Genomic DNA, 26,260 nt, shown 5'->3' on the forward strand with positions numbered 1-26,260 from the left:
TTTTTTAACGGTTTTCAAATCTACTTTTTCAAACACAATAGAAGGGAAATCTGCAGTCCATTTTTCTGCTGCTTTTAATGCATCTTCTTCACAGAAGAAGTCCTCTCCTACCAGTTTTTTAAGCGACTTTTCTGCTTTTTCAAGTTCATTTTGAAGCTTCTTTCTGAGAGTTATCTCTTTCTTTTCTTTCATTTTATGAGAAAGCAACAAAACCCACTTTTGCTTGACTCCCCCATAATCAACAAAGGTTTGATAAAATGAGTATCTTTCATCGCTTTTCAGTGGCTTCAGGTTTAGATTTGCAGTTAGCAGTTCCTTTGCCTCATTAATTGTTGCAGGAACACGACTGATCCAGAATGACTTTCCTATATTATTGATATTATTGTCAGTGTAAAAAGAACTATCAGCGACATAGTACACTTTGCTTTCAGGACTTAAAGCTGATTTGAGAGACTTTATTGCTTCCAGAATTGTGCTTTTGTCGGAAGCATTCCCTGAATGAGTGTTCATAAAAAGGGGTATTCCATGCTGATTTACAATCAAACTTAGCACAAATTGTTTGAGATCCCATCTTCCGTTTTTGGGAATTCCAAAAGTGATATCAATAGACTCCGTTTCTTCGTCTTGATAATCACCATAAACGCTGACACTTGTAGTGTCAGCGTGTAAACAATGGACAGGAATAGGTAGACGATTCATAATGTGAAGAACAATTTCCGTAAACAGTTTTGTAGGACCATACTTTACGATTCTGTCAAGAGTTTCTCCGATAGCATATTGATTCAGATCTTCTCGTGTTACACCTTCTCCAAAAAGTCTTTCTATAGAAATATTCCTGAAAAAGTCAGGAAAAAGGTATAGACGTTGACCTATGAAACCAAGACCATTGAGTACCATGGCAAGGATGCAGACTGAGTGAGGAATCTTGTGATCCCTTTCCTTTGGGAGTTTCTCATCGATCAGTTTGTCAACTTCAAGTTCTCGGAAAACTCCAGCAATGAGACCAAGGTGACCTAAAAATCTTGTACGTTTTATTGAGGATTCGACTAGTCGACTGTTGTTTTTGTCTGCCATGGAAAATCAAGAAAAAAGATGTGAGAATAATTATATTAACTTATATGTTTACCTGCCGAATCTAGGATATAGGGATTCACAGGGCGTGTTTTATACTCTCAACCCTGCCTGCAGACATATGGGATGTTCTGTCTCCTGGAATGATGCTGATAAAACCTGGGACTGTCACTGTCACGGTTCTCGTTATAATGCTAGGGGAGAAGTGATTCTAAGTCCTGCTGTTTATGGACTTCTGGAGAAGAAAGTAATGGAGCAAAAAAATACCTATAGTGAAGCTGCCGATATGACGAGACAGGAGCAAGGAGACAATGAGTAAGAGGGGACGAATAATCTAAATGTTTGAAATCAGATCAAATGGGTGGGGAGATAAGAATATATCAGTATCTCTTAACTTATTTAGCATGAAAATGCTGCCATCAGCATGCATTTTCATATAGTTGTGCATGTTATTCAAGGAATATCATGTTTGTTTTTAAGGAAATAGATTTAAAATCTCTATTCAAAATCTCTATTCAAAATCTCTATTCAAAATCTCTATTCAAAATCTCTATTCAAGATCTCTATTCAAAATCTCTATTCAAACCTATATGCTTTTGAACACACTGTTTTTTATGAAATAATGGCTTCATATAACTCCCATCGTTTTTTAATTCACTAACAATTTTTTTAAAACAACGTTTAGAAGAGCAAACAGTAAAGAATTAAAAGTTCGTAAACAGGAAATAGTTGGACAATATGTATCAATGAAGGATATTTTAAATACTGATTCTTTTTTATGAAGCCATCTTCTTTTTTATAGTTTTTTAGAATCTTCATGTTAGAAACATATAATACTAAATATACTATATTTATATGCTGAAAATATAATTACTATAAAATGGATAAGTTTGTTTGGGTACATAGTAAGCTGTAAAAAGGAGTTATTATATATTTCAAATCTATGGGATGAAGTAGTACGTCCTGAGTATAAAAATATAATATTCTGGGCGGTTATAATAGGTCTGCTTCACATACTTAGCCTTAGTAACAACCTTCTTTTTCACACTCTTGTAGAAATGTTTAGTATTATCGTTGCCTATATTATTTTTCTTCTTGCCTGGGAATCAAAGACTTTTCTGGAAAACAGGTACATTCTATTTATAGGAATATCCTATTTTTTCGTTGGAACTCTTGACCTTTTACATACATTATCATATGAAAGTATGGGAATGTTTCCCGGATTTGGTACGAACCTCCCTACCCAGCTCTGGATAGCTGCAAGGTATATGCAAGGTATCTCATTTCTGGTAGCGTCGTTACTTCTGATAAAATATGGAATGAATGGTGTAAGAGATTACGTAAGACCCGTAGAAAAGTCTATGTTTGCCTGGAGGGTCTTTTTTATATATGCAGTAACTACCCTCTTATGCATACTCTCAATTTTTGTTTTCAGAAACTTTCCTGATAGTTATATCGAAGGTTCCGGACTCACTCTTTTTAAAATTCTAAGTGAGTATGTAATATCTTTAATGCTTTTTTGCTCTCTAGTTCTTTTGTATTTCAAGAGGAATTGTTTTGAAAACAAGGTCTTTAAGCTACTTGCAGCTTCTATAATACTGACAATTTTTTCAGAATTAACATTTACTATATTCAATAATGTTTACGACTTCCAATTTGCTCTCGGGCATTACCTCAAGCTCCTGTCTTTTTACCTGATTTACAAGGCTATTGTAGAAATGGGATTTGGAGAGCCCTATAGCTTTTTGTTCAGGGAATTAAAATATAACGAAGAGGACTTAAGGCAGAAAGCAGCTCTCCTCTCGGAAGAATACAATCGTATGTGTGGGATAATTGGAATAAATAAATATCTGGCAGAGGATGTAGGGAAATGGGATAAGAATGAAAAAAGTTACTATTCGTTCATTCAAGATCTCCATGGAATCTTGTTCCAGCTTAATAAAGACTTCAGACTACTATTTTTATACGGACCTGTTGAGGAAATGATAGGTTATATGAAACAGGATTTCCTATCCGGAAAAATTAATTGGGAAGAGATAGTCTTACCTGAAGACCGTCATGTGATTTTTGAAAACAGAGAAAAATTGAAATCAAATTTGGATTTCGTCATTGAAAGTGAATACAGGATACGTGCCAAAAACGGAGAAATAAAATGGGTCAGAGAGTTTTTGCAAAAAATATCGGATGAGTCTAGAACGTCTGCGAAATTTCAGGGTTCGGTTCACGATATTACTCAGTATAAAATGGCAGCAGAAGCACTGAAGAAAATAGAAGGCACTCGTATAAAAGAGATTCACCACCGCATAAAAAATAACCTTCAGGTAATATCATCCCTGCTCAGCCTTCAGGCAGAAAAATTCGAAGATGAAAAGGTACTCGAAGCCTTCAGGGAAAGCCAGAACCGCGTTGCATCCATAGCAATAATTCATGAGGAGCTTCATGAAGGTAACAGCATCGATACTCTCGATTTTGCAGATTATCTGCAGAAACTGACCGCAGATCTTTTCAGTTCATATCATGTGGGCAAGAGTCATGTAAACCTGAAGCTTGAACTTAAACATGTTTATCTTGGCATGGATACTGCAATTCCTCTTGGAATTATCGTAAATGAACTAATCTCAAACTCTTTGAAGCATGCTTTTCCTGACGGAGATAACGGTGAAATCAGTATTCAACTGCAAGAAGCAGACAAGTACGTCTCAAAACCAGAAAAGCCAGAAACGGGCATAAGTTGTCAGGATGAACCAAACATTGATTACATTTTGACCGTAGCTGATAATGGCAGAGGAATTCCCGAAGAAATTGACTTTATAAATACTGATTCCCTGGGGCTCCAGCTAATAAATATTCTCACAGAACAGATTGACGGTTGTATTGAGCTCAGAAGGAACAGGGGAACAGAGTTCGTTATCTGGTTCAGTAGCTCCGAAAACTCTGGAAAATTAAAATAAAACTGTTTTTGAGAACCATTTTTGCCATATAATACGGATATTTAAAACAAAATTAAAACTTAAAACAAAAACTAATATTAAACAAAACTAATACTTAAACAAGACTAACATTTAAACAAGACTAACATTTAAACAAGACTAACATTTAAACAAGACTAACATTTAAACAAGACTAACATTTAAACAAAACTATATTTAGTCTTTTCCCTACTTGTTTTAACTTTTTATTCTTTTTCCAGAAGGTATTTTTTAAACCATTCTCCAGCCAGATTTGCGACCTGTTCTAATGTTCCCGGTTCTTCAAAGAGATGGGTTGCTCCGGGAACAATCTTAAGTTCTTTTTGTTCCACTTTCAAGCGGTCTAATGCCCACTCGTTCATTTCTATTACTTGATAATCCTCCCCACCTACAATAAGTAGTGTTGGCGCCTTTACATTCGGTAGGGCTTTTTCGGCCAGATCGGGCCTTCCACCTCTGGAAACTACAGCCTTTATATCGTTCGTATGTTCTTTTGCGGCTATGAGTGCTGCTGCAGCTCCCGTACTGGCACCAAAGTAACCTATGTTGAGATTTTTAGTCTCAGGATTGCTGAAAAGCAGCCAGTTTGTTACGCTAACAAGCCGGTTTGCAAGCAGGTCAATATCAAACCTTAGGTGAGCAGTTATCATGTCAATTCTCTCTTCCTCAGCTGTCAACAGATCAAACAACAGTGTTCCAAGGCCTTCTTTCTGAAGTTCCTGAGCAACATACCGATTCCGAGAGCTGAAACGACTGCTTCCGCTGCCATGTGCAAAAACAACAATTCCTTTTGCTCCTTCGGGAATTGTTAGGTTTCCTTCAAGTGTAATAGAATTAATCGGGATCTTGACTTCGTTACTGCTTTTACCTTTACTTGATAGTTCTCTCATTATAACCCCCCAAAACATTTTACTATTAATTATAGGTCTATTAATTATAGGTCCGAATCTGAAAAATAATAAATTGCGTTACTAAATATCAAACATTACTATTATCTTTAAACTGCATTACTAAATATAAAACATTATCATTTTTAAATTGCATTACTAAACATTAAACATTACTATCTTTATAATTGTATTACCAAATACCAAACGTTACTATTATCTTGCTGGGAGAGCTCTTGCTTTATCCAGAAGTTCGCAGACTTCTTCATCGGTGGTTTGACTGAAATTCCCGTACCAGGCTCCCACCCCATAGAAAGGTTCAGGAGTAGCTACGCATATTACTTCGTCTACCTCCCTTACGAAAAGCTCACACGTATCACGTGCTCCTGTGGGCACTGCAACCACTATTTTAGCCGGGTTTTTAGTTTTAATTGCAGCTGCAGCTGCACGCATTGTCGCACCTGTAGCAAGCCCGTCATCTATTAAAATCACAGTCGAGCCGCTGATCTCAGGTTTGGGTCTATCTCCACGATAAGCGCGTTCCCTGCGTTCAAGTTCCTTGAGCTCATTCTCAGATACCATATTAATTATCCGTTCAGGTATCTGAAAAGATCTGACAACATCTTCATTCAACACACGAATATTGTCCGAAGAGATCGCTCCCATTGCCAGTTCTTCATTTCCGGGTACTCCCAGTTTTCGTACTATGAACACATCCATCCTTACGTTAAGTTCCTTTGCAACTTCAAATGCAACAGGAACCCCACCACGCGGGAGTGCAAGTATCAACACATCTGAACGGTTTGCGTATTTCGAAAGTTCTTTTGCAAGCTTTTTCCCGGCATCCACCCGGTCTTTAAAAAGTGCCATTTGTCCCTCAACCCCTGTCGAACTTGATTAATTGAAAAGATAATCTAAGTGCCCGCAACGAAATAACCTATGCAATATACAATTATGTTTGAAATAAATAGTTGAGCTTGTTTGCGAAAATATTTACGTACAGTATAAAAACGTGCCTAAGTTATTTTGCTGCAGGTACTAAGATAAATCACATTGATTTATAGTATCTATGTTCAAACCCTTAAACGTATAGAGTATAAAATTTAAGCTTAAAATTTATATAATTACTTCTTTTTGAAATGGGACTAGGGAAAGAGTAAAAATTAGAAATATTATCTGACAATGTTCTGTAAATTCTATAAAACAACAAACTCTAAAAAGTTATCAAATTGAAAACTCAATAATTGTATACCAGTTTCAAATACAGCATATAAACATGACTCAGGATTTACAGTAGATTCAATACATTCTAACTAATTGCCTATAGTAATACGTGTTATCAAGCTGTTCAAACTTTTTACGCCAAATTATTTTTTGCTTGTAGACAATTTTTTGAATAATTAACTTAAAATAATTTATGCTCTTATGTATATTATAAATTTGGAAAGTGAGTTGTTGTATATGAATAAATAATGAATTGCTTGATCATTGATGATTCTTCTTGGAATTGATATACTTGGGAGAGCATATTGTCTGCGCTGCTTTACTGAGAATACAGTTAATAAGGTATGGTGCCTCCTGGCTTTCTCTTATTCTTTTTTCTGCAATGCTTTTTGCTCTTCCGATTCCGTTATTTGCAGGTTATTCCGGTCTAAATTATAAACTCAGTATAACTCAATGTTAAGATCAACTTAATGTTAAAAACCATTTGCTTGATGTTAAAATCGTTTACTCAATGTTAAAATCAACTTAATGTTAAAAACCATTTACTTGATGTTAAAAACACTTTGTAAATCTAAACATTCAGTCTTATATAAAGTTCATGAATTCTTGAGGCGTTAGGTGCAAGGGGGTGATTGAACATATCAGATGTCAGGAAAAACATACTCAAAGTAGACTTCTACGAATTGATGGTCTGGATAACCATAATTATTTTGCTTTATCTAATTAGTCTTAACAATTACCTCCTCTTCCATATAGTAATAGAACTGTTTAGCGTCTACTTTGCATACGTGATATTCCTAATCATATGGAAGTCAAGAAGCCGCCTGGAAAACCCATACCTTCTGATATTGGGGGTCGGTTACTTTTTCGTAGGAAGTTTCGACTTTCTGAATGCACTTGCGTTTCACCACATGAAGGTATTTCCAGAATTTGATACAAACCTGACTGCTAAGTTCTGGATCGTCGCAAGATTCCTGGAAAGTATTTCTTTTCTGGTAGCTCCGTTGTTTTTGATATGCGCTGGAGATAGACAGGAGAGAAACGTCAAAACCCTTGAAAGTTCAATTTTTGCCTGGAAGGCATTTCTTGTATATGCAGTAATTAGTGTTACCTGCCTGATTTCAATTTTTTTTTCCGAAAACCTCCCGGATTCCTATTTCCAGGGCTCAGGGTTTACCCAATTCGAAGTAGCAAGTGGATACTTAATTTCTTTCATATTTCTCTGTTCATTTTTTCTCATGTATATTGTCAGAGATAGGTTCGAAGAAAAAGTTTTCAATTTACTCTCAATCTCCCTGGTGCTTACAGGTTTTGTTTCACTGCTATTTATATTCGACAGTCAAATTGGTGAGGCTCCAAGCATTGTAGGTCTCTTCTTTAAATTACTGTCTTTTTATCTGGTCTATAAAGCAATCGTAGATATCGGATTCGAAGAACCTTGCAGTCTTCTCTTCAGAGAATTTAAACACCGAGAAGAGGATTTCAGGCAGAAAGCTGTTTTCTTTGAGGATGAGTACGGTCATATTTGCAGAATGATAGGTAAAAGATACTTGACTGCGTATCGAAATGCTAAGAAAGAAGACAATCCGGAATACGAGTCAGATAGTTACAGTTCCTATATGCAAAATCTTCAGGGAATCGGGTTTCAGTTTAATAAAGAGTTTAAACTGATATTTCTACATGGTTCGGTTGAGGAAATGACCGGCTATTCGAAGCAGGATTTCCTCTCTGGAAAAGTTGACTGGCAGGAAATAACCATACCTGAAGACCGTCCTGTTACTTCTAAAAAAAAGGAAAAACTAAAACTAAACATTAATTCTATCGTTGAAAGTGAATATCGTATACAGAAAAAAGACGGGGAAATAAAATGGGTCCGTGAGATCGTCCAGAGAATCCTGGATGAATCAGAAAGTTCAGGAAAGTTCCAGGGATTGGTTTATGATATCACCGAACGCAAAATGGCTGAGGAAGCTCTGGAAAAAATAGACAAAATTAGATTAAAAGAGGTCCATCACCGCATAAAGAATAACCTTCAGGTAATTTCATCTCTCCTCAGCCTTCAGGCAGAAAAATTCGAAGACAAAGAAGTGATCGAAGCCTTTAGAGAGAGCCAGAACCGTGTCGAATCCATTGCGATGATCCATGAGAGGCTCCATGAGAGCGAAAGTACGGATGCTTTCGAATTCTCGGACTACCTGAGAAAGCTAACCACAGATCTTTTCAGTTCCTACAATGTAGGAAACAGGAATATAAGCCTCAAATTGAACCTTGAGCAGGTTTATCTGGGAATGAATACTGCAGTTCCTCTTGGAATTATTGTAAACGAAATCGTTTCAAATTCCCTGAAGCATGCTTTTCCCTCGGGAAAAGAAGGCGAAATCAACATAAATTTCTACAGAACTGAAACTCTTGCTACAGAGTACGGCATCTCAGGTCAGGATAAAAACCGTCCACTGAAGGAAGACTGTAAGGACTGTAAGGATTGTATAAACGACTGTAAGGATTGTATAAACGACTGTAAGGACTCTATAAACAATAATTTCCGTTACATGCTTATAGTAGCCGATAACGGGACAGGAATTCCCAAAGAGGTTGACTTTCAAAATACTGAATCCCTGGGGCTCCAGCTAGTAAACATTCTTGTTGAACAAATAGACGGTTGTATAGAGCTTAAAAAAAGCCAGGGGACAAAATATATTATTTATTTCAGTAACGAAGGAAAATAAAACCTTACAATTTCAAAGTATTATGTCCATGCCGAATTTTCCATTTTTGGAAGACTTTTTCTCTTACTTAACTAAGTAAAGGAGTCTATTTTACTTTAGTTCTCTTGAGGTGACTCTATGAAGCGTAACACAAAGGAATGGAAAGAAAAAAGGGCTGAATTTCTCAAAGGTAAAACCTGTGCGTGGTGTGGATCTTCCGACTCCCTATGTATTCACACTCCCAGAGCTTTTTCTCCGACGCAGGTTAGCTCCGAGATTTACAGTGCTGCATATATCAGGTTCAGGGAAATTTACAGGCAAAATTATCAAAAATTCGATTCTATTCCTTCCGGCAAACACCGTCACAAAAGTCACCCTACCTGGCATAAAGCTTCAACTGTACATAAAACCGAACCTGATCATACTAACCTTGAGGAGCAATTTATTGAAGTTCTCCTTGAAGATTCAGAAGAAGGCAATTTCAAAAAGCTTTATCATGAATGGCTAGAAGAAACCGGGATTAAAGAGTTAATTGAAGAAGAAACTAAAAAAGCAGTGGAAGAACGTGAGTCCTTGAAAAATGCAATTGTGCTTTGCAAACGCTGCCATTTTGCAAGCCTCAGGGGTATGGATATCTGCCCTAAGTGCAGGAACAGATATAAGTCCGTAAACTATGGAACTTGTTTTGACTGTCTACCTGATGAAAGAAAAGCAGAGTTTCGGAAAAGGCAAAATTGATAGTCTTCCCGAAATCCCGAGATTTCCTTTAAGTCGCTCCTTTCACCTTTAAGTCGCTCCTTTCACTTCCGTGATCCATAAAATTGTTTTCAAAGAAGAGCCCAGCCGCTTCCTCCGCATACCCTGCAAGTTCCACTCTCAAAAATCCCGGAACCGTTACATAGAGGACATACTATCGCAGGCTGAGCAACGAGTACAGCACCCTGTCCCCCACAAGCTTCACAAATTTTGCCATTAACATGTCCGGCTCCATTGCAATGAAAGCATTTTTCTGGAGCATATTCGGTGTCTATATAGGTCTGGGGTATCTTATCACCTTCGAAGGTAAGATTTCAGAAGTATTGTCTATGAATTCTGATATCTATTTTGGCTTTATGAGTTAAAAGAGCTTTCAAAAAGATAAAAAGGAAAAGATTATAACTTAATTACCGGCTTTTCATTTCTTTTAGGATCTGTAGACTTTCCAATTCGCATTGTCAAAGTGTTTATAAACGCTTTAAATCGCTATAAAAATTTGATTCTTAATACTAATTGAAAATTTTCCCTATAAATGCCTCTTTTTTACTTGGCAGTTCAAGCAATAACTTTCTTCAAAGAAAGAGATGTTATCCGATGTTTCAACTGATTGCTAGCACAATATTCTTCGATATAAATGAATACTTTTCCAAAAAACCTTCCCATTTCTGTCCCTTCTTTATAATATTTATCAATATATCTTTACTTAATAACATAAAATATTACTTTTAATGATTCCGGTAGTTTTAAGTAACATCAAAAAAATAATATTAATTAGGGGGAGGTTTTGGAGCTGTGTCTAGAGACGCAAGCTTTGAGACGGATGTCTCCTTAAATTTAGGGAGTTGGAATATGGCAAATAGGGATAATCCGGATTTTTTGTCAGCAAGCACAATAAAAGGAGATAAGGTCGTCAATAGGGAAGGAGAAGATCTTGGGAAAATTGAAGAATTAATGATCGATCTCCATGATGGAAGAATAGGATACGTCGTTCTTTCTTTTGGTGGATTTCTTGGTCTGGGTGATAAGCTGTTCGCCATTCCCTGGCAGGCTTTTAAACTGAGAACACACGAACATGCCTTTTTACTTGATATTCCTAAAGAGACTCTTGAAAAGGCAGAAGGGTTTGATAAAGACAACTGGCCTGTAACTTCACATGAGTGGCTTTCCACTGTATATGGCTATTATGGGTATCAACCTTACTGGCAGACAGGAGTGCCTGAAGAAGCTGAATCACAAAGGATGGCCAGGACAAGAGGCACATCTTCAGAGAGAGAAAATCCAGATTTCTTGTCCGCAGACACGCTAAAAGGGGATAAGGTCGTCAATGCAGACGGAGAGGATATCGGAAAGATTGAAGAATTCATGATTGATCTTACAGATGGAAGAATAGCATATGTCGTCTTGTCTTTTGGCGGATTCCTGGGCCTGGGTGATAAACTATTTGGTATACCCTGGCAGGCTTTTACACTAATGCCACACGAACACGTTTTCTTACTTGATGTTCCCAAGGACGTCCTGGAAAAAGCAGAAGGTTTTGATAAAAATAACTGGCCTGTAACTAATCGTGAGTGGCTTGCTACTATGTACAGTTACTACGGATATCAGCCTTACTGGCAGACACAAAGAATAGAGAGCCGTCCGGGCAATATCTGAACCTTAATCATAGATACAGGTATAAGTACTGGTAAATGGGGGGTTGGAACTAACTTAATCAGGAGAGAAATTTGTAATCGTTCTTGGAGTCCAGGCTTTAAAAACACTTATCTTTTTAGTTTGGGGAGCTAGAATATGGTAGATAGAGATGATCCGGATTTTTTGTCAGAAGGTGCACTAAAAGGTAACAAGGTCATCAATAAAACTAGAGAAAATATTGGGAAGATTGAAAAATTAATGATTGATCTTGCGGACGGAAGAATAGCATATGCCGTATTGTCTTTTAGTGGAATCCTGGATAAGGGAAATAAACTGTTTGCTATTCCCTGGGAGGCTCTTACACCAAAAATACATGAGCATGCTTTCATTCTCGATATCTCCGGTGAGGTTCTGGAAAAGGCCGAAGATTTCGATAAGAATAGATTGCCTTTAACCCTAGATGAACTCTCCGGAGTCTACACTTATTATGGACATCTGCCTTACTGGCAAACTGTAGTGGCAAAACAAGCCGGATTGCCTGGTGAGACCGAATCGGAAAGAATTGTTAGAATAAGAAGAACATCAGTTAGAAAATATCCAGATTTTTTGCCGGCAGACACAATAAAAGGAGAAAAGGTTGTCAGTATCGCTGGAAAGAATCTTGGAAAGATTGAAGAGTTAATAATTGACCTCCAGGCTGGAAGAGTGGCATATGCCGTCCTCTCCTTTGGTGAGTTTTCGGGTATGAACGGTAAATTCTTTGCTATTCCCTGGCAGGCTCTTCAAGCAAAATTTCAAGAACACGCCTTCTTACTTAATATTCCTAAGTATACTCTTGAAAAAGCAGAAGGCTTTGATAAGGATAACTGGCCTGTAACCACCTATGAGTGGCTTTCCACTGTGTATAGTTACTATGGATATCAGCCTTACTGGCAGATACCCAGACTATAAAATCTGTCAAAAATGTTTGAGCCTTTATCGAGAAAAAAGAACAAGTATTAACTACTGGGAGATAGGGTTGCTGGAACAAACTGAATCGGGGGAAAATTAAAGTTATGCCTGGAACGCAGGCATTTAAACATATATTTATAAAATTTAGGGAGTTGGAAATATGGCAGATCGAAATAATCCAGAATTTTTGTCATCAAGCACAATAAAAGGAGATAAGATTGTCAATGAATCTGGGGATGACCTTGGAAAGATTGAAGAATTAATGATTGATCTTCGTGACGGAAGGCTAGCGTATGTCGTAATGTCTTTTGGAGGATTCCTGGGCCTGGGCGATAAATTGTTTGCTATTCCCTGGCAAGCATTTAGATTAAAACTTCATGATCATGCCTTCATCCTTGATATTCCCAAGGACGTTCTGGAAAAAGCAGAAGGCTTTGACAAAGACAACTGGCCTATAACCTCCCGTGAGTGGGTTTCCACCGTATACAGCTATTATGGATACCAGCCTTACTGGCAGCTAAGAGTACCTGAAGAAGTCGAATCACAAAGGATGGCCAGGACAAGAGGCACATCTTCAGAGAGGGAAAATCCAGATTTCTTGTCCGCAGACACGCTAAAAGGGGATAAAGTTGTCGATAAATCTGGAAAGGATACCGGGAAGATTGAAGAGTTTATGATTGATCTTCAGGATGGAAAAGTAGGGTACGTTGTAGTCTCACATGGTGGATTTCTGGGTATAGGCAATAAATTGTTTGCTCTTCCCTGGGAGGCTCTTTCACTTAGACTGCATGAGCATGCTTTCGCTCTCAATGTGTCTAATGAGACTTTCGACAAAGCAGAGGGCTTTGGCAAGGACAACTGGCCTTTAACTCGTGAGGAGCTCTCCAGAACCTACAGCTACTATGGGTATCAACCTTACTGGCAGATAGGAGTGGCAACACAGGCAGCAGGAGTTTCGGCAGCAATGCCAGTTGAAGGCGAACCTGAAAGGATGGCCAGAATGGAAAGAGAAGGACAGGTGCCACTGGTAGGAGCAGAAGAAGAGAGAAAGACGCAGCAAGAAAGAGAAAGGCTTGAAGAGTTAAGGAGAACACAGGAAGAAAAAATTTCCCAGCTAGAAAAACAGCAGATGAAAGCCCAGAAACAGGTAGATGCCGAAAGGGAAAGGTTGATGCGTCTGGAAAAAGAGCGGATTGAGGCTGAGAGGCAGGCACAGGCTGAGAAACAAAGGTTAGCACAATTGGAAAAAGAGCTACAGGAAGCAAGAAGACAGGAAAAAATGGAAGCAGTAGCCCGTCTTGAAGAAGAGTTGAGGTCAGTACAGGTACAGGAGGGAACCCGTCGAGATAGACTGGCTCAACTGGAAAGGGAGTGTACAGAAGCCCAGAGACAGGCCGAGACCGAGAGACAGAGACTGGCACAGCTGGAAAGAGAACGTACTGAAGTAGAAAGTCAGGCCGAGACCGAGAGACAGAGACTGGCACAGCTGGAGAGAGAGCGGGTAGAAGCTGAGACTCTGACCCAGACGAGAGTTATGGCAGGTAGAGAAATGCCTGACTTTTTATCAGCAAGTACGATAAAAACGGATAGAGTTGTCAATGCTGCTGGAGAAGACCTTGGAAGGATCGAAGAACTAATCATTGACCTGGAAAATGGTAAAATAGCATATGCAGTGCTTTCCTTTGGCGGATTCCTGGGCATGGCCGACAAATTCTTTGCAATTCCCTGGCAGGCTTTTACATTGAGGCCGCATGAGCATGCCTTCTTACTTGATATTCCCAGGGATGTCCTGGAAAAGGCAGAAGGCTTTGACAAGGACAACTGGCCTTTAACTCGTGAGGAGCTCTCCAGAACCTACACCTATTATGGATACCAGCCTTACTGGCAGACAGGCGTAGCTACAGGAATGCCTAGAGAAACCCAGCCACAGAGGACAACTCGTACTCAAAGTGAAAGACCCCTGGGAACAGCAGAAGAATTAATAGCACGGCAGGAAAAAGAACGGATAGAAAAGCTGGAAAAGACAGAAACCGATGAAGGGAGACTTGAGCAGTTGGAAAGAGATAAAGAGATAGCAGAAAGGCGGGAACGCAAATATCACTAAAGAGAAAGGGTGAGAGCAGAGAGACGGGAACACATATAATAAATGTATGAGGGAGGCATATTAACATGTCTCCCTAAACTAAATTATATTAAGGTAAAAACGCTAGCTATCTGCTAACTATTTTATATTCGGTTTATTCTGAAAGTCTGAATCTGTCTTTAAATTGACTTAAAAATCGATTAAAAGAATCTATTTCCTGTTAATTTCCTATTAACTTCCTATTAACTTCCTATTAACTTCCTATTAATTTCCTGTTAACTTCCTATTAACTTCCTATTAACTTCCTGTTAATTCTTCTACTTATGATTTTGATGTGTTGTCACTTTTACATATTCATGTTGTCTTTTCTGACAAAAGCTTTGCAAGCAGCGACTTTTTAATTTCCACTGCATTATTGGGGCATAGTTCACGGCAGCAATAACACAGGATACATTTTTCTTCATTGATTTTAAAATTCCCGTCTTCGAGCCGTTCAACAGCATGAGGGGGACAGTTTAAATAACAGGCTCCGCAGTGAGTGCATTTTCTCCTGTTTATCCTGGGATAAATCTTATAGTATTTGCCTAGATTGCGGGTAAGAAAGGAAGGAGCTGTACTGACTCCTCCACTTGATGGTTTGAATTTCATTTTGACTTCTTCTAATGGGGTTCCAACCACAACAGGACACTGGTTTCCAAATCCTTTTTTCATGGCTCCTTGTGTCGTGGGAATTTTGAGAGGGTCAAAACCTATCATTTCCGCAGCAACAATATCCAGGGAAATACAATCCCGGCTTGCCAAAATTACTCTGGAATTTACGGGTTTCCCATGAGAAGGCCCATTTCCTTCCATGCCTATAACCCCATCCATGACTGCGAAGGCAGGCTTGACAACCGAGTATACGTCGGCAACTGCTTCACCAAAAAGGTCTTTTTTTCCAAGAAGATGCGCTTCCTTCCGGCACCTTAAAGGGAGAGTTCCGAAAAAGTTCTTGACTGCACCTGTGTAGTAGGTAAGTTCATGAGTTTTTAGTTTTGGGAGAGATATAACTACATCAGCTTCAAGGACAGGGTTTGCAATGTATAACTTGCGGAACTGGAGAGGGTCCGGGACATCTACCTGGGTAAAGCCTGAGGTTTCGAAGTTTACTACCTTTGCTCCGGCTTTTCGGGCAGCTTCTTCTATACCTGAAACTTTCAGAGCTTTTGAGGTGGCTCCTGGCCTTGAGATTCCGGCTCCGTCCCCTACTATAGGTTTTCCTCCAACCTTAAGTACGAATTTGCACATTGACGCTACAACTGAAGGATGAGTGGTTACTGCACTTTCAGGAGAGGCAGCTGCAAGGATATTCGGTTTCAGGAGTACGCTGTCACCAGGATGGATTATATTTTCAAGGCCCCCTAGAAGTTCCAGAGCCTCAGCTATTGCTTTTTCTGTATAAAAATAATCAGGGCAGCGAGTTATGGATACTTTATTCACGGTTGTGGAAATAAGTGAGTTCATTATTGAATTTCTTTCCGGTTTAAGTTTTATTATTCAGTTTCTTTCCGGTTCAAAGTTTTACTATTGAGTTTTTTCCGGTCCAAATTTTTATTATTGAGTATTGTTCCTGTTTAAAATTTTTATTATTGAGCTCTTTACTGCTCAGTTAATGTCGAATTCTTCTCTGTCTCTGTCTTAATTTCTTATCTATTTTTGATCCCTGCTCTGAGATCTATTTCTTCAGCTATGCTTTCAAGCTCGTCAAAAATTCTTTCCGAGTCCTTTCGCATTTCTTTTACTGCAGCTTTCAGGCTTCCCCCACGAAGGTATATCAGACGTTTTTTTCTGTAAAGGAGACCTGAATCATTAAGATTCCTCAGATGATGGTTTACTCTGGATATTTTCATCTGAAGGTCTTCAGCAAGGGCTTCTGAGGAAGTTATTTCATCATTTGATAGTCTATCAAGCAGACTAAAAACTATCCTGGTGGCAGTATTTTCCGTGTCTCTACCCGAAGAAAAGCCAAAGCTATCGCATAGCCATAGAAGATCGTCTTCCATACTTTTTACATGCGGTTTTTCAAGATATCTGAGGATTATCTGTTGGACCATCATTGTATATTTTACAATATCTTGTATATATAGATTTTTTGTATTTTGTCGAAATCATTTCGATTTTTTGAGAATCTTATTTATTTTTCCAGTAACTTTTAAATATGAGACTCACATTATATGCAGATAGTTAAGCGCACGAGCGCTCAATATATTGACTAATCCCATACTGATTCATAGCTACCAGTTAATGTTCAGCTAAAATGGGGTCACTTACACATAAGGAGGAACAATAAAGTGATTATCAAACCTATTGGCGAACGAGTCTTGCTTAAGCACCAGAAGAAACAAGAAGTGACAAAAGGCGGGATATATATCCCTGAGTCTGCACGGCAGGAGAAAAAGGAAGGTGTTGTTATTGCGGTAGGGACTTTTGAAGATGGAAAGGAGCTTCCCCTGAAGAAAGGTGACCATGTAATCTACGGGGGATACCAATCTGATGAAATTGAAATTGACGATGAAAAGTTCCTTTTTGTCGACTTCAAGGATATTCTGGCAACAATTGCTAATGAATAATTTTGAACGAGGCCGATTTTGAAGAACATAGGAAAAATGTGTTCAGATTTGATTCATAGAATTTAAGAATATATCCGAACTTAATTCTCTAAATTTAACTTGAGAAAAGGTTTGATTCTATTTGACTTTAATTCAGGTGAATACAGATGGCTTCAAAGCAGATAATGTTTGATGAAAATGCAAGAAAGGCACTTTTAAACGGTGTAGATAAAGTTGCAAATACTGTCAAGATCACTCTCGGGCCAAAGGGACGTTATGTTGTACTGGACAAAAGTACAAAACCTGTGGTCACAAATGACGGGGTAACCATTGCAAAGGAGATCGAGCTTCATGACAAGTTCGAAAATATGGGGGCCAAGCTTGTCAAAGAAGTTGCTTCAAAAACTCAGGATAATACCGGAGATGGAACAACCACTGCAACTCTTCTTGCCCAGAGCATGATCAGGGAAGGCCTGAAAAATATCAGTGCCGGAGCAAACCCTATAGATGTCAAAAAAGGTATTGAGATTGCAACAGAAAAGGTTGTAGACTATCTCAAGAGCAAGAGCGTTGAGGTAAAAGGTAAGGAGAAAATCGTACAGGTAGCTACAATTTCTGCAAATAATGATGAAGAAATCGGTAGTTTGATTACCGATGCCATGGAAAGAGTCGGCTATAATGGGGTAATCACGGTTGAGGACTCCAAAACAATGGAGACCAGCCTGGATGTTGTAGAAGGAATGCAGTTCGACAGAGGCTTTGTATCTCCTTATATGGCAACAGATACCGAGAAGATGGTCTGCGAATTTGACGACCCTTACATCCTGATCACGGACAAAAAAATCAACAGCATGAAGCAGATCGTTCCCGTGCTTGAAAAAGTTGCTTCTGAAGGCCGTTCTCTCCTTATTATTGCTGACGATGTCGATGGGGATGCCCAGGCTGCCCTGATTCTGAATATCATTCGCGGAGCACTGAGGGTCTGTGCGGTCAAGGCTCCAGGGTTTGGAAACGAGAGAAAGGAAATGCTCGAAGATATTGCCGTGCTAACCGACGGACAGGTAATCAGCGAAGACAAGGGCATGAAGCTTGAGGAATTCGATGATTATATGCTTGGAAGTGCAAGGAAAGTCACAATTGACAACCATAAGACCATCATTGTGGAAGGCAAAGGTGATAAAGCAAAGATTAAGGAAAGGGTCAGCCTTATCGAAGCTCAGATTAATATTGCAGATGCGGATTACAGGAAGACCGAACTCAAAAAGCGCCAGGCAAAGTTAGGAGGTGGGGTAGCAGTAATCAAGGTGGGAGCTGCAACCGAAACCGAGCTGAAAGAAAAAAAGATGAGAATTGATGACGCTCTCAATGCCACAAAAGCCGCAGTTGAAGAAGGTGTGGTTATAGGTGGTGGAATAAGTCTTTTCCGTGCAGCTACCATTCTGGACTCCCTGAAACTTGAAGGCGACAGAGAAGTAGGCGTAAAAATAGTTCAGAGAGCTATCGAGGAACCTGTACGCCAGATCGCTGAAAATGCAGGCAAAGAAGGTGCTGAAGTCGTTGCAACCATCAGGGCTGAACCCAGTGAACTCTTTGGGTACAATGCAAAGAAAGACGTCTTTGAAGATCTCTTTGAAGCAGGTGTCATCGACCCCACAAAAGTAGTTAGAAGCGGCCTCCAGAACGCTGCCTCAATTGCTGGAATGGTACTAACAACCGAAGCTCTTGTCACGGACTTCGATGAAGAAAAGGACGAAAGGGCAGCTACAATCATAATCTAATTTTGATTTTCTTCCTTTCTTTTTACTTTTTTATTTCTTTTGCCTTTTACTTCTTTTTGTTTTTATCTTTCTTTGCTTTTTTACTCCTTTCCTAGCTTTTCTTTTAGTTTATCTTCTCTTCTTTTAGTTTATCTTCTCTTCTTTTAGTTTATCTTCTCTTCTTTTGGTTTATCTTCTCTTTCCTTATTTTTTATTCTACTTATAAGTTATATATTTCTAATATCATACTTTATCAATAGTCATAGCTATTAATTTGTTATTTTGTAGTCCAGCTTGCAGGATTACTGTTTATACGTTTACTCTACATTTTAGTCCATTTTGCAATAGAATCTTCTACTGAACAGGTGAAATTAAACATGTTTGAGATTTACTGTGATTCTTCCTTTAATGAAGGTGAGGACTCTTATATTGGTTGTACTGTACTTAGGAATGGCAAACAGATCCATCAGTCTACAACAAAGGTTCCCGGTTCCCCTAAAAGTAACCTTGAATGTGAACTTGAGGCCCTTTCTTTGGCTGTAACCCTTACAAACATTTTTTCAGAAGGTGCCAGGGACATTACTATTTATAATGACTCTACTGAAGCCGTAAAAGTTTTCCAGAAGGAAAGGCCCGAAATCGAAAAGAAGTTTTCTGGTCTCAGTATTAACTTTGAATACATTCCACGCGAAAAGATAAATCAGGCAATAGCAGACAGTTTATCTAAAAAATTTCCAGTCTTTTTCCTGAATGTTCCAACCTGTGAAGTGGAGTCTTTTTCACGGAGGGGTGATATTCTTTCCGATATCGCTCGAAACGGGCGTAATATCCTTTATCTGGAAAAAGTTGAAGAAAAATCCACGAATAAAAAGACCTGCTACAGGTTGATTATCCGTACAATGGATAAAATCCTCTCGAATGACCGGTTTTATCTAATAAAAAAAGGAGGTCCGGGCACACAGGTAAAAGCCGCAGAAGAAATAAGGAAAGATCTGTCCGATCCACATGTTCTCTCATCGCTGAAAGCAAAAGGTGTCAGACTTGAAAATTCCTACTTCCTGCTGACGGACGAAACCTGGGGGCTTCGGGGTACAGACAATCAGACCTGTTCCATTCTCCCGAGCTCAATTTCCCACAGGATCATCTGTGATGAAGTGGACCGCTCCCCTGAAAACCTCTTTAGAAGAGCCGAACGCTTCAAGTAACCTTTTTAACGGGCGCAATAGTTGACCATGCCAGCAAGGCTTGGGGATAAAGTTCTCAAATTCAAACGAACCATCGCGCTGGTTTATCAAAATCGTTGCACCGAAACCGTTGCGCCGGTTTATCACGCCGATAGGGTTTGGGGATAAGGTTCTCAAATCCAAACGCTACTTGGGGTTTTCGCTCAAAGGTTCTCAAATCCAAACACTACTTGGGGTTTTCGCTCAAGCCTTTTTTTAAAAGGCTTGCGGTCAAGCAGTTTTTTTAAAAGGCTTGCGGTCAAGCAGTTTTTTTAAGGGCTTGTGAAAAGGCTTGCAGTACCTAATATTTATGAGTATTCCACTATTATACTATATGGGGTGCGAGTTACGGTAGAATATCCTGAAAATAAGATATGGAAGACTGTTTCCGATGTCCAACGGGAAACAGGAAAAGAATCTGAAGGAAATGCCGAAGAACCGAAAAAACTCGGTCAAGAAGAGGTTCAGTATGCTGGAGTTTCGGCCGGTGAAAGCTGTATATCCTGTCTTGAAATGCCTGAGGAACAGCGTAAAAACTTCATCCTGGATATACAGCAGGTTGCAGAAAAGATACTCAAGGCTCATGGGATTATCAATGAAGTTGCTGATCTTTTAAAGGGAGAATGGCTTCTTAAGCTTCAGAAATCCGAGTTTGAGAATCAACTGATTCTTGCGAAATATGGAGAAGAAGTTTCTATAGGGTTTTTTACTTACTCGGATGATATACCTGTTCCCGATCCTAACCTTGTCTTGCTCTCACAGGATGGGTTCTGGTATCCCCAGAGAATAGAGGAAAAATTTGAGGAAACGGTTTCTTCCTTCTTTGCGGGGGCATACGGAGACTATGATTTCCTTAATATTATTCCTGAAAATCTTGAAAAGTTCCAGGTTTTCCAGAGAGATTTTGCGAAAACACTTGAAAGTCAGGATTGGAGCGATCCGGATGTAAAAGTTCTCGAAAAAGTCATGCCAAGAAATTAAGCTATCCTGTAAAGCATCTTATAAAGCTGGTTTCTGTCTTATAAACTGGGTTTATGCCAGAATTTGACTTTTTTTCCATATTGATCAGGAAGGTGCCTTTTTTCCTTTCGGTTTCTCAGGGTTCAGCTTTTTTCTTTATATTTTCTCAGTTCTGATCCTGTTTTTTCCCACAGAATATTTAAATCTTGAAAGCATACGCAGTTTCAGATATAATATCAATGTTGTTACTTGCTTTTACTTCAGCTCCTTTCACAATAATTGATTTTCAGAAGGTCTTCTATGTTTTCAATAAATTCCGAATGCATCTTATCAAAGAAATCTGAAGATATCCCTCCTTTCTATGTGATGGAAGTGCTGGAAAGTGCCCAGGCTCTGGAAGCTGAGGGAAGACACATAATCCACCTCGAGGTCGGAGAGCCTGATTTTCCTACGGCTCCGCACATATGTGAAGCTGCCTGTGCTGCTATTGGCCGGGGATCCACAAAATACACTCACAGTCAGGGACTTCTTTCGCTCAGAGATGCAATAGTCGAATCTTACCAGCAGAAGTTCGGAGTCGAACTGAGTCCGGACCAGGTTATTGTAACATCTGGCACAAGTCCGGCTCTTTTAATTGTTTTTATGGCTCTACTTGAGAAAATGGACGAAGTTGTAATGTCGAACCCTCATTATGCCTGCTATCCTAATTTCGTGAAATACCTGGGCGGAACTCCTGTCTTTGTTTACACGAGTGAGACAAACGGATTTGCCCTGGAACCGGAAACGGTAAGGCAGTGCCTGAGCCCGAACACTAAAGCTATCCTGATCAATAGTCCTTCAAATCCTGGAGGGCATATCATGCTTCCGGAAAGCTTACAGGGCCTTGCCGAGATCGCGGATGAAAAAGGAATTCCTATTATTTCGGACGAGATCTACCAGGGTTTGATCTATAGTGGGGAAGATCATACTATACTGGAATACACAAAGAATGCTTTTGTTCTTAATGGCTTTTCCAAATTATATGCTATGACCGGGTGGAGGCTTGGCTATATTATCTGTCCTCCTGAATGCATCCGTGCGATTCAGAAAATCCATCAGAACTTTTTCATCTGTGCCAATTCTTTTGTCCAGGAGGCAGGAATCGCAGCCCTGAAAGGTCCACAGGACCATGTTGCCGAGATGGTCCAGACTTACAACATACGCCGCCAGTACATGTTGAAAAGGCTTATCGGGATGGGTCTTGAAGTCCGCAAAGAGCCGACGGGAGCCTTTTATGTTCTTGCTGATGCTCGCAGGTACGGCAGTGACTCCCTGGAACTTAGCCGCCGCATTCTCAACGAGGCTGGCGTTGCAGTTACGCCAGGAATCGATTTCGGAAATGGAGCCGAAGGTTATCTTCGTTTCTCCTATGCCAATAGTATCGAAAATATAAAAGAAGGTATGGACAGGCTGGAAGCCTTTTTGGAAAAAGATCTTGAAGGATCAGAAGTTCTATAATTAATTAAATTAACTGTTTAATTAACCTAATTATTTACTTAGGTTGATTACTAATCAAGTTAATTAGTTAACTAACTAATTAACTACTTAATTAAGTTAATTATTAATTAATTAACTGTTTAATTAACCTAATTATTCACTTAGGTTGATTATTAATCAAGTTAACTAGTTAGTTAAATTTATAATTTAATTTAAATCAATCTTTCCTTCACTTTTTCTAACTCTCTAATTAATTTTATTTTTTCATACTATTTTTAAAATCCGGAAAGGTTTTTCTGAATTTTGCCATCTTTTTCCGGGCAGAAAAGACCCGTTATCATCCAGGTTCCATACGTGAAATGTGTACCCATGATAAAGTGAAGTTCCTTTTCTTTTATCAAGTTTGAGAAATATTCTTCTATCTTCCTTTTTACAGCTGTCGGTTCCTGTTCATCTCTTATAATGTTCCTTACGGTCTCATTGAATTCCCAATCGAGCAGGATTATTTTATGCCTCCTGCAGGCCTCTTCTCCTTCACACCTGAAGAAAAACCTTATCTCTACAGGCATTTGGGCGGTTTTCTCCCCTTTTTCCAGAAAATCTCCTATAAGGTTAAAGTACTGCTGCCTGTCATAAGCTTCAGTGCTGTTTACCTTTATCTCAAGATTAAGGATTTCCGGCTTTACCACTCCAAGACTTGCTCCTTCGAGATTCAGCCTTTCTATAGACGTTACGAGATGCAGGACAAGCTCTTTTATTTCTCTCTCTTTAATGGGATTTTCCAGGTTCAAGTGACTGAGAACTTTCCTGCTCTCCCACCTGACATCGTGCTCAGGTTTAGTAACCGTGACCTCGAGCAGGTCATTCTTCCTGAAATCAATCAGCCTTTCCCCATACCTGAACCCCAGGGGATAGAGCCTCAGCAGTTCTCCATGTTTATTGATTGATACCTATTACCCCTATAGCATGCTCATCCCCATCCTTTTTGCTTTTCTCAGGGGTAGCTCTGACAAGGACAGCTATTTCTTCTTTTTCGCGTCTCAAGATAGGACCCTCTCTTTGCTGTTGATCGGTTTGAGCAGGTTTAAGCAGCTAGAAGAAGATTGAACTTGCAGGTTATTAACCGTTGGGGGAGCTACGTGAAAGTATTACTTCTTAAACTCTCCTCATTTTCAGGTATAAAAAGTAACGCTAAAAACATGTATGAAAAAGAATCTTAAAAGAACATGTACAAAGAAAAACAAAATTAAAGAAAAAACGTGGGGCTGGTGAGATTCTAATTCACGATCGACGGGTGCCTCTTAATAACTGATTTTGTAATCTGAATTCTGGTTAGCCTCTGTCGGTGCCCCAAAGTTTTTTCATTGTCTTATCCATCGATAATTTCTGAATTATTCCTTTTCTAAATTTGAAGATTTGACTCACTCATAAATATTTTATACAACGTGTATATTCTAACTATTACTTCCTAACTTTTAAACCTAAGTGTTTCTGCAACTCCCTCACAATATTATTTTATAGTCGTATGTCTTATGCTGTTGATTTTTCAGTGTAGCGATGTGTTCCTCTGTGATTCGGCAATCATGCAGATTTCTGAAAATCCTTCGTGGGTTAGTTAGGAAGTTATGTTCTTAATAAAAAGAATGGAGCATGAAATATGGACAAAACTAATAGTCTCAAGGTAATGCCTCGATTGTTAGGAATGCTGCTTTGTCTGGCATTAATACAGGCCGCATGTGCTCAAACTGGGCAGTTTGACGGAAATTTAGTTTTCGGGAATGTTACTTACGAAAATGGAACTTATGAAAATGATACCATTGATACAGGATTCATTGACGGAAATGTAACTGATGGAAATGTCACAGTACACACTATAAATCCGACATCTTTTTCTATGTATATGGTAGCAGGAAATAGTGAAAAATTTACTGTTAGTTTCAAGAATGAAGGTAATGAAACGCTCGTTGTAACCCCTAAAGTAGTATCTACGTCTAACAGTGGGAACGACACGATTGAAAGCTGGATCACTGTATCTCCAACGAACGTGACCGTAGAACCAGGAGCACTACGGGACTTTACAGTTAATGTAAATGTGCCCAGAGATGCAGAAAGCGCGAACTATCACGCAGCTATAGCCTTCACAGATGATCTTTTCCCATACTCCACAGAATATGTAAACTCTATGAAGCTTGATCTTTTCGTCCAGGCTAGTCCTAAAATCGAGCTTCAGGCAAGTTCTATCTCTGATACCGTTAAGGCTGGACAAGAATATGAGTACAGGATGAAAATCAAAAATGTAGCAGACAAAGATATTACTATTGATCCTAAGGTAAACAGATACGCGTATGCTAATTCACTTGATACGTTTGCTCTCAACGATGGTGCAATAGCGATCTCTGCCCCTTCAGTTATAAAAGCAGGCGATATAGCTAACATAACCATTAAGTTACCTGTTCCGGAAAATGCAACAGGCTCGTATAACGGGTATATCGACATGAACGTTGATGAGAAAACTAATGACGGATCTAACCCCCAAATAGGTCTGTACTTCAATGCTATGCAGCAGCCTACAGTTCCTTACGTGAAAATCTTCAACACTACAACTACTGCCCCGATAGCAATTGATGTCTCGACCGATACTTACGACCCTGCTATGGGACTACGTATATCTCCTAAAATTGAAGAACCGTCTTTTGAAGTAAAACTAAAGTATAATTCCCAATTTGTTTCCACATACCCTACAAAAATAACTCAAACAAGCAATGTAAATACTGGGGAATACTATTTCCCGGCATGGGCACTGGATAACAGCATGATCTATCAGAATACAAACAATCATTATGTGGAAACGTACGCGGTTTCTGGAGCAATTGGAACGTGGGAACTTCAGATTATGCCGAAAAACACTGCAAATTTTGGATATTCAATAACGTTGGAAAATCAAGATAAAAACCAGCACATATTAAAGTAAGGGTTTAGAGTAGGTTAGCAGGGTTTAGCTTTATATGCTCAGATCCTGCTGCCTATTTCTTAATAAGAGTTTTCGTCTCGGCTACACTCAAGAAGATTAATTCATCAAGATTAATGACTCAGTACCAAAATCTAGTGATGGATGTAAAATTCAAAATCACTAGATTTTGTAAATGGTCACCATCCGTGTAATACAACTTAATGATTCAAGTCTTTAGATAGCGAATATTGATTTTGATAAAAACTGGATTCTTCTTGCTAATTCAGATTTTCTATCAAAAATGCAAAAATCACTGGATTTTGGAACAGAGTCAGATTAATTTCAAAACTATAAATTAAAAAACGTGGGGCTGGTGAGATTCGAACTCACGATCGACGGGTATCTCCGAACAACTGTTTGTACAGTCTTCTGGTGAGCATCTATCAGTGCTCCAACGGTTCCTCATTGTCCTACCCCGTCGGGTTAGACTCGGTAGACCCGTTGTTCATCATTTATCCGCTGGAGCCCATCGCCATGCCGGGCTAGGCCACAGCCCCTTTACAAGGATACCCAAATATCCTTCTTCTTTTAAATACTTATCGGCAGGAAATGATGTTTTTGTGAAAAAAGTATGCTTTTTGAAAAAGTGTGAGGGCAAATCTCTTATTATATCTTATGTTCTATATTTAGTTATATTTATATGGCCTCATTATTATGTTCGTTCGTATTTTGCCAGGCAGAAGTACTCTGTATGTAGCTTCTTAGTCTCGATAAAATTTGTTTCCTTGCTTTGAGTATTTGATATATATGTTAATTTGAACATAACGGAGAATGGCACTTACCTTTTGAGAGAAGTGTGTATTTGGATGCGAGATAACTTACAGCTTACTCTTTTGAATACTAATACATCTCAATTTTATTGAGTTCTTACGGCTATTGATCTTGTTTTAAAGTTATATTACCTTCGTTTCTAATTTGTATCTGCCAAAATTTGGGATTCTTGTTCTACTTTGCTATATTTCTTTCAA

Annotated in this window: 20 protein-coding genes and 1 tRNA gene; 14 read left to right on the forward strand and 7 right to left on the reverse strand. The window is 38.9% G+C overall.

What is annotated here, in order from left to right; all coding sequences use genetic code 11:
- On the reverse strand, window positions 1-1,074 hold a 1,074-nt coding region (locus ASJ81_RS06305; RefSeq protein WP_095643524.1), incomplete at its 3' end, for an IS1634 family transposase.
- On the opposite strand from ASJ81_RS06305, the gene ASJ81_RS06310 reads away from it, so the two are divergent.
- Both ASJ81_RS06310 and ASJ81_RS06315 read left to right on the forward strand, forming a co-directional pair.
- Window positions 1,073-1,390, forward strand: coding sequence for a Rieske 2Fe-2S domain-containing protein (locus ASJ81_RS06310; protein WP_245859862.1), 318 nt, complete (start codon window positions 1,073-1,075; stop codon window positions 1,388-1,390). The two genes, ASJ81_RS06305 and ASJ81_RS06310, sit on opposite strands and share 2 nt — an antisense overlap.
- Window positions 1,391-1,961: 571 nt before the next feature.
- Entirely contained in the window at window positions 1,962-4,022 is a 2,061-nt protein-coding gene (locus ASJ81_RS06315) for an MASE3 domain-containing protein (protein WP_275112536.1), read from the forward strand.
- A gap of 224 nt (window positions 4,023-4,246) precedes the next feature.
- Here the strand turns inward: ASJ81_RS06315 and ASJ81_RS06320 are convergent, their stop codons facing one another.
- The gene (locus ASJ81_RS06320; protein WP_095643748.1) at window positions 4,247-4,930 is read right to left on the reverse strand and encodes a dienelactone hydrolase family protein; all 684 of its coding nucleotides are present in this window, start codon (window positions 4,928-4,930) and stop codon (window positions 4,247-4,249) included.
- Window positions 4,931-5,143: 213 nt separating this feature from the next.
- Window positions 5,144-5,797, reverse strand: coding sequence for a phosphoribosyltransferase (locus ASJ81_RS06325; RefSeq protein WP_095643749.1), 654 nt, complete (start codon window positions 5,795-5,797; stop codon window positions 5,144-5,146).
- A gap of 986 nt (window positions 5,798-6,783) precedes the next feature.
- On the opposite strand from ASJ81_RS06325, the gene ASJ81_RS06330 reads away from it, so the two are divergent.
- The 5 genes from ASJ81_RS06330 to ASJ81_RS06355 all read left to right on the forward strand — a co-directional run bounded on the left by ASJ81_RS06330 (window position 6,784) and on the right by ASJ81_RS06355 (window position 14,299).
- Complete coding sequence (locus ASJ81_RS06330) at window positions 6,784-8,877, forward strand: MASE3 domain-containing protein (RefSeq protein ID WP_095643750.1); 2,094 nt, start codon at window positions 6,784-6,786, stop codon at window positions 8,875-8,877.
- Window positions 8,878-8,994: 117 nt separating this feature from the next.
- The gene (locus ASJ81_RS06335) at window positions 8,995-9,594 is read left to right on the forward strand and encodes a hypothetical protein (RefSeq protein WP_095643751.1); all 600 of its coding nucleotides are present in this window, start codon (window positions 8,995-8,997) and stop codon (window positions 9,592-9,594) included.
- A gap of 867 nt (window positions 9,595-10,461) precedes the next feature.
- The gene (locus ASJ81_RS06345; protein ID WP_095643752.1) at window positions 10,462-11,265 is read left to right on the forward strand and encodes a PRC-barrel domain-containing protein; all 804 of its coding nucleotides are present in this window, start codon (window positions 10,462-10,464) and stop codon (window positions 11,263-11,265) included.
- A gap of 135 nt (window positions 11,266-11,400) precedes the next feature.
- Window positions 11,401-12,195, forward strand: a complete 795-nt coding sequence (locus ASJ81_RS06350) for a PRC-barrel domain-containing protein (protein WP_095643753.1) — start codon at window positions 11,401-11,403, stop codon at window positions 12,193-12,195.
- Window positions 12,196-12,355: 160 nt separating this feature from the next.
- The gene (locus ASJ81_RS06355) at window positions 12,356-14,299 is read left to right on the forward strand and encodes a PRC-barrel domain-containing protein (protein WP_095643754.1); all 1,944 of its coding nucleotides are present in this window, start codon (window positions 12,356-12,358) and stop codon (window positions 14,297-14,299) included.
- Between the two features lie 333 nt (window positions 14,300-14,632).
- Here ASJ81_RS06355 and ASJ81_RS06360 read toward each other — a convergent pair whose 3' ends face one another.
- Together ASJ81_RS06360 and ASJ81_RS06365 are read right to left on the reverse strand one after the other, a co-directional pair.
- Entirely contained in the window at window positions 14,633-15,757 is a 1,125-nt protein-coding gene (locus ASJ81_RS06360) for a DUF362 domain-containing protein (protein ID WP_095643777.1), read from the reverse strand.
- Window positions 15,758-15,963: 206 nt separating this feature from the next.
- Window positions 15,964-16,371, reverse strand: coding sequence for an ArsR family transcriptional regulator (locus ASJ81_RS06365; protein WP_048110312.1), 408 nt, complete (start codon window positions 16,369-16,371; stop codon window positions 15,964-15,966).
- A gap of 237 nt (window positions 16,372-16,608) precedes the next feature.
- On the opposite strand from ASJ81_RS06365, the gene groES reads away from it, so the two are divergent.
- From groES to ASJ81_RS06390, 5 genes are all read left to right on the forward strand, one after another.
- Window positions 16,609-16,887: a co-chaperone GroES gene (groES, locus tag ASJ81_RS06370; RefSeq protein WP_095643755.1), complete on the forward strand. Its 279-nt coding sequence runs from the start codon at window positions 16,609-16,611 to the stop codon at window positions 16,885-16,887.
- A 146-nt stretch (window positions 16,888-17,033) separates the two neighbouring features.
- The gene (groL, locus tag ASJ81_RS06375) at window positions 17,034-18,644 is read left to right on the forward strand and encodes a chaperonin GroEL (RefSeq protein ID WP_095643756.1); all 1,611 of its coding nucleotides are present in this window, start codon (window positions 17,034-17,036) and stop codon (window positions 18,642-18,644) included.
- A gap of 356 nt (window positions 18,645-19,000) precedes the next feature.
- The gene (locus ASJ81_RS06380) at window positions 19,001-19,828 is read left to right on the forward strand and encodes a ribonuclease H family protein (RefSeq protein ID WP_095643757.1); all 828 of its coding nucleotides are present in this window, start codon (window positions 19,001-19,003) and stop codon (window positions 19,826-19,828) included.
- A gap of 300 nt (window positions 19,829-20,128) precedes the next feature.
- A complete protein-coding gene (locus ASJ81_RS06385) occupies window positions 20,129-20,827 on the forward strand; it encodes a hypothetical protein (RefSeq protein ID WP_245859863.1) in 699 nt (232 codons plus the stop codon).
- 279 nt (window positions 20,828-21,106) lie between these two features.
- On the forward strand, window positions 21,107-22,303 hold the full coding sequence (locus ASJ81_RS06390; protein WP_095643758.1) for a pyridoxal phosphate-dependent aminotransferase: 1,197 nt from the start codon (window positions 21,107-21,109) through the stop codon (window positions 22,301-22,303).
- Between the two features lie 254 nt (window positions 22,304-22,557).
- Here ASJ81_RS06390 and ASJ81_RS06395 read toward each other — a convergent pair whose 3' ends face one another.
- Window positions 22,558-23,073 (reverse strand): hypothetical protein, encoded by a 516-nt coding sequence (locus tag ASJ81_RS06395; protein WP_245859864.1) that lies wholly within the window; start codon window positions 23,071-23,073, stop codon window positions 22,558-22,560.
- On the opposite strand from ASJ81_RS06395, the gene ASJ81_RS23585 reads away from it, so the two are divergent.
- Together ASJ81_RS23585 and ASJ81_RS06400 are read left to right on the forward strand one after the other, a co-directional pair.
- Window positions 23,074-23,229 (forward strand): hypothetical protein, encoded by a 156-nt coding sequence (locus tag ASJ81_RS23585; protein ID WP_245859865.1) that lies wholly within the window; start codon window positions 23,074-23,076, stop codon window positions 23,227-23,229.
- A 710-nt stretch (window positions 23,230-23,939) separates the two neighbouring features.
- Window positions 23,940-25,253, forward strand: coding sequence for a COG1470 family protein (locus ASJ81_RS06400; RefSeq protein WP_095643759.1), 1,314 nt, complete (start codon window positions 23,940-23,942; stop codon window positions 25,251-25,253).
- A gap of 344 nt (window positions 25,254-25,597) precedes the next feature.
- Here the strand turns inward: ASJ81_RS06400 and ASJ81_RS06405 are convergent.
- Window positions 25,598-25,789 (reverse strand) — tRNA-Trp (locus ASJ81_RS06405).
- Between the last annotated feature and the right edge of the window lie 471 nt (window positions 25,790-26,260).

The sequence above is a fragment of the Methanosarcina spelaei genome, assembly GCF_002287235.1.
Lineage (GTDB): Archaea > Halobacteriota > Methanosarcinia > Methanosarcinales > Methanosarcinaceae > Methanosarcina > Methanosarcina spelaei.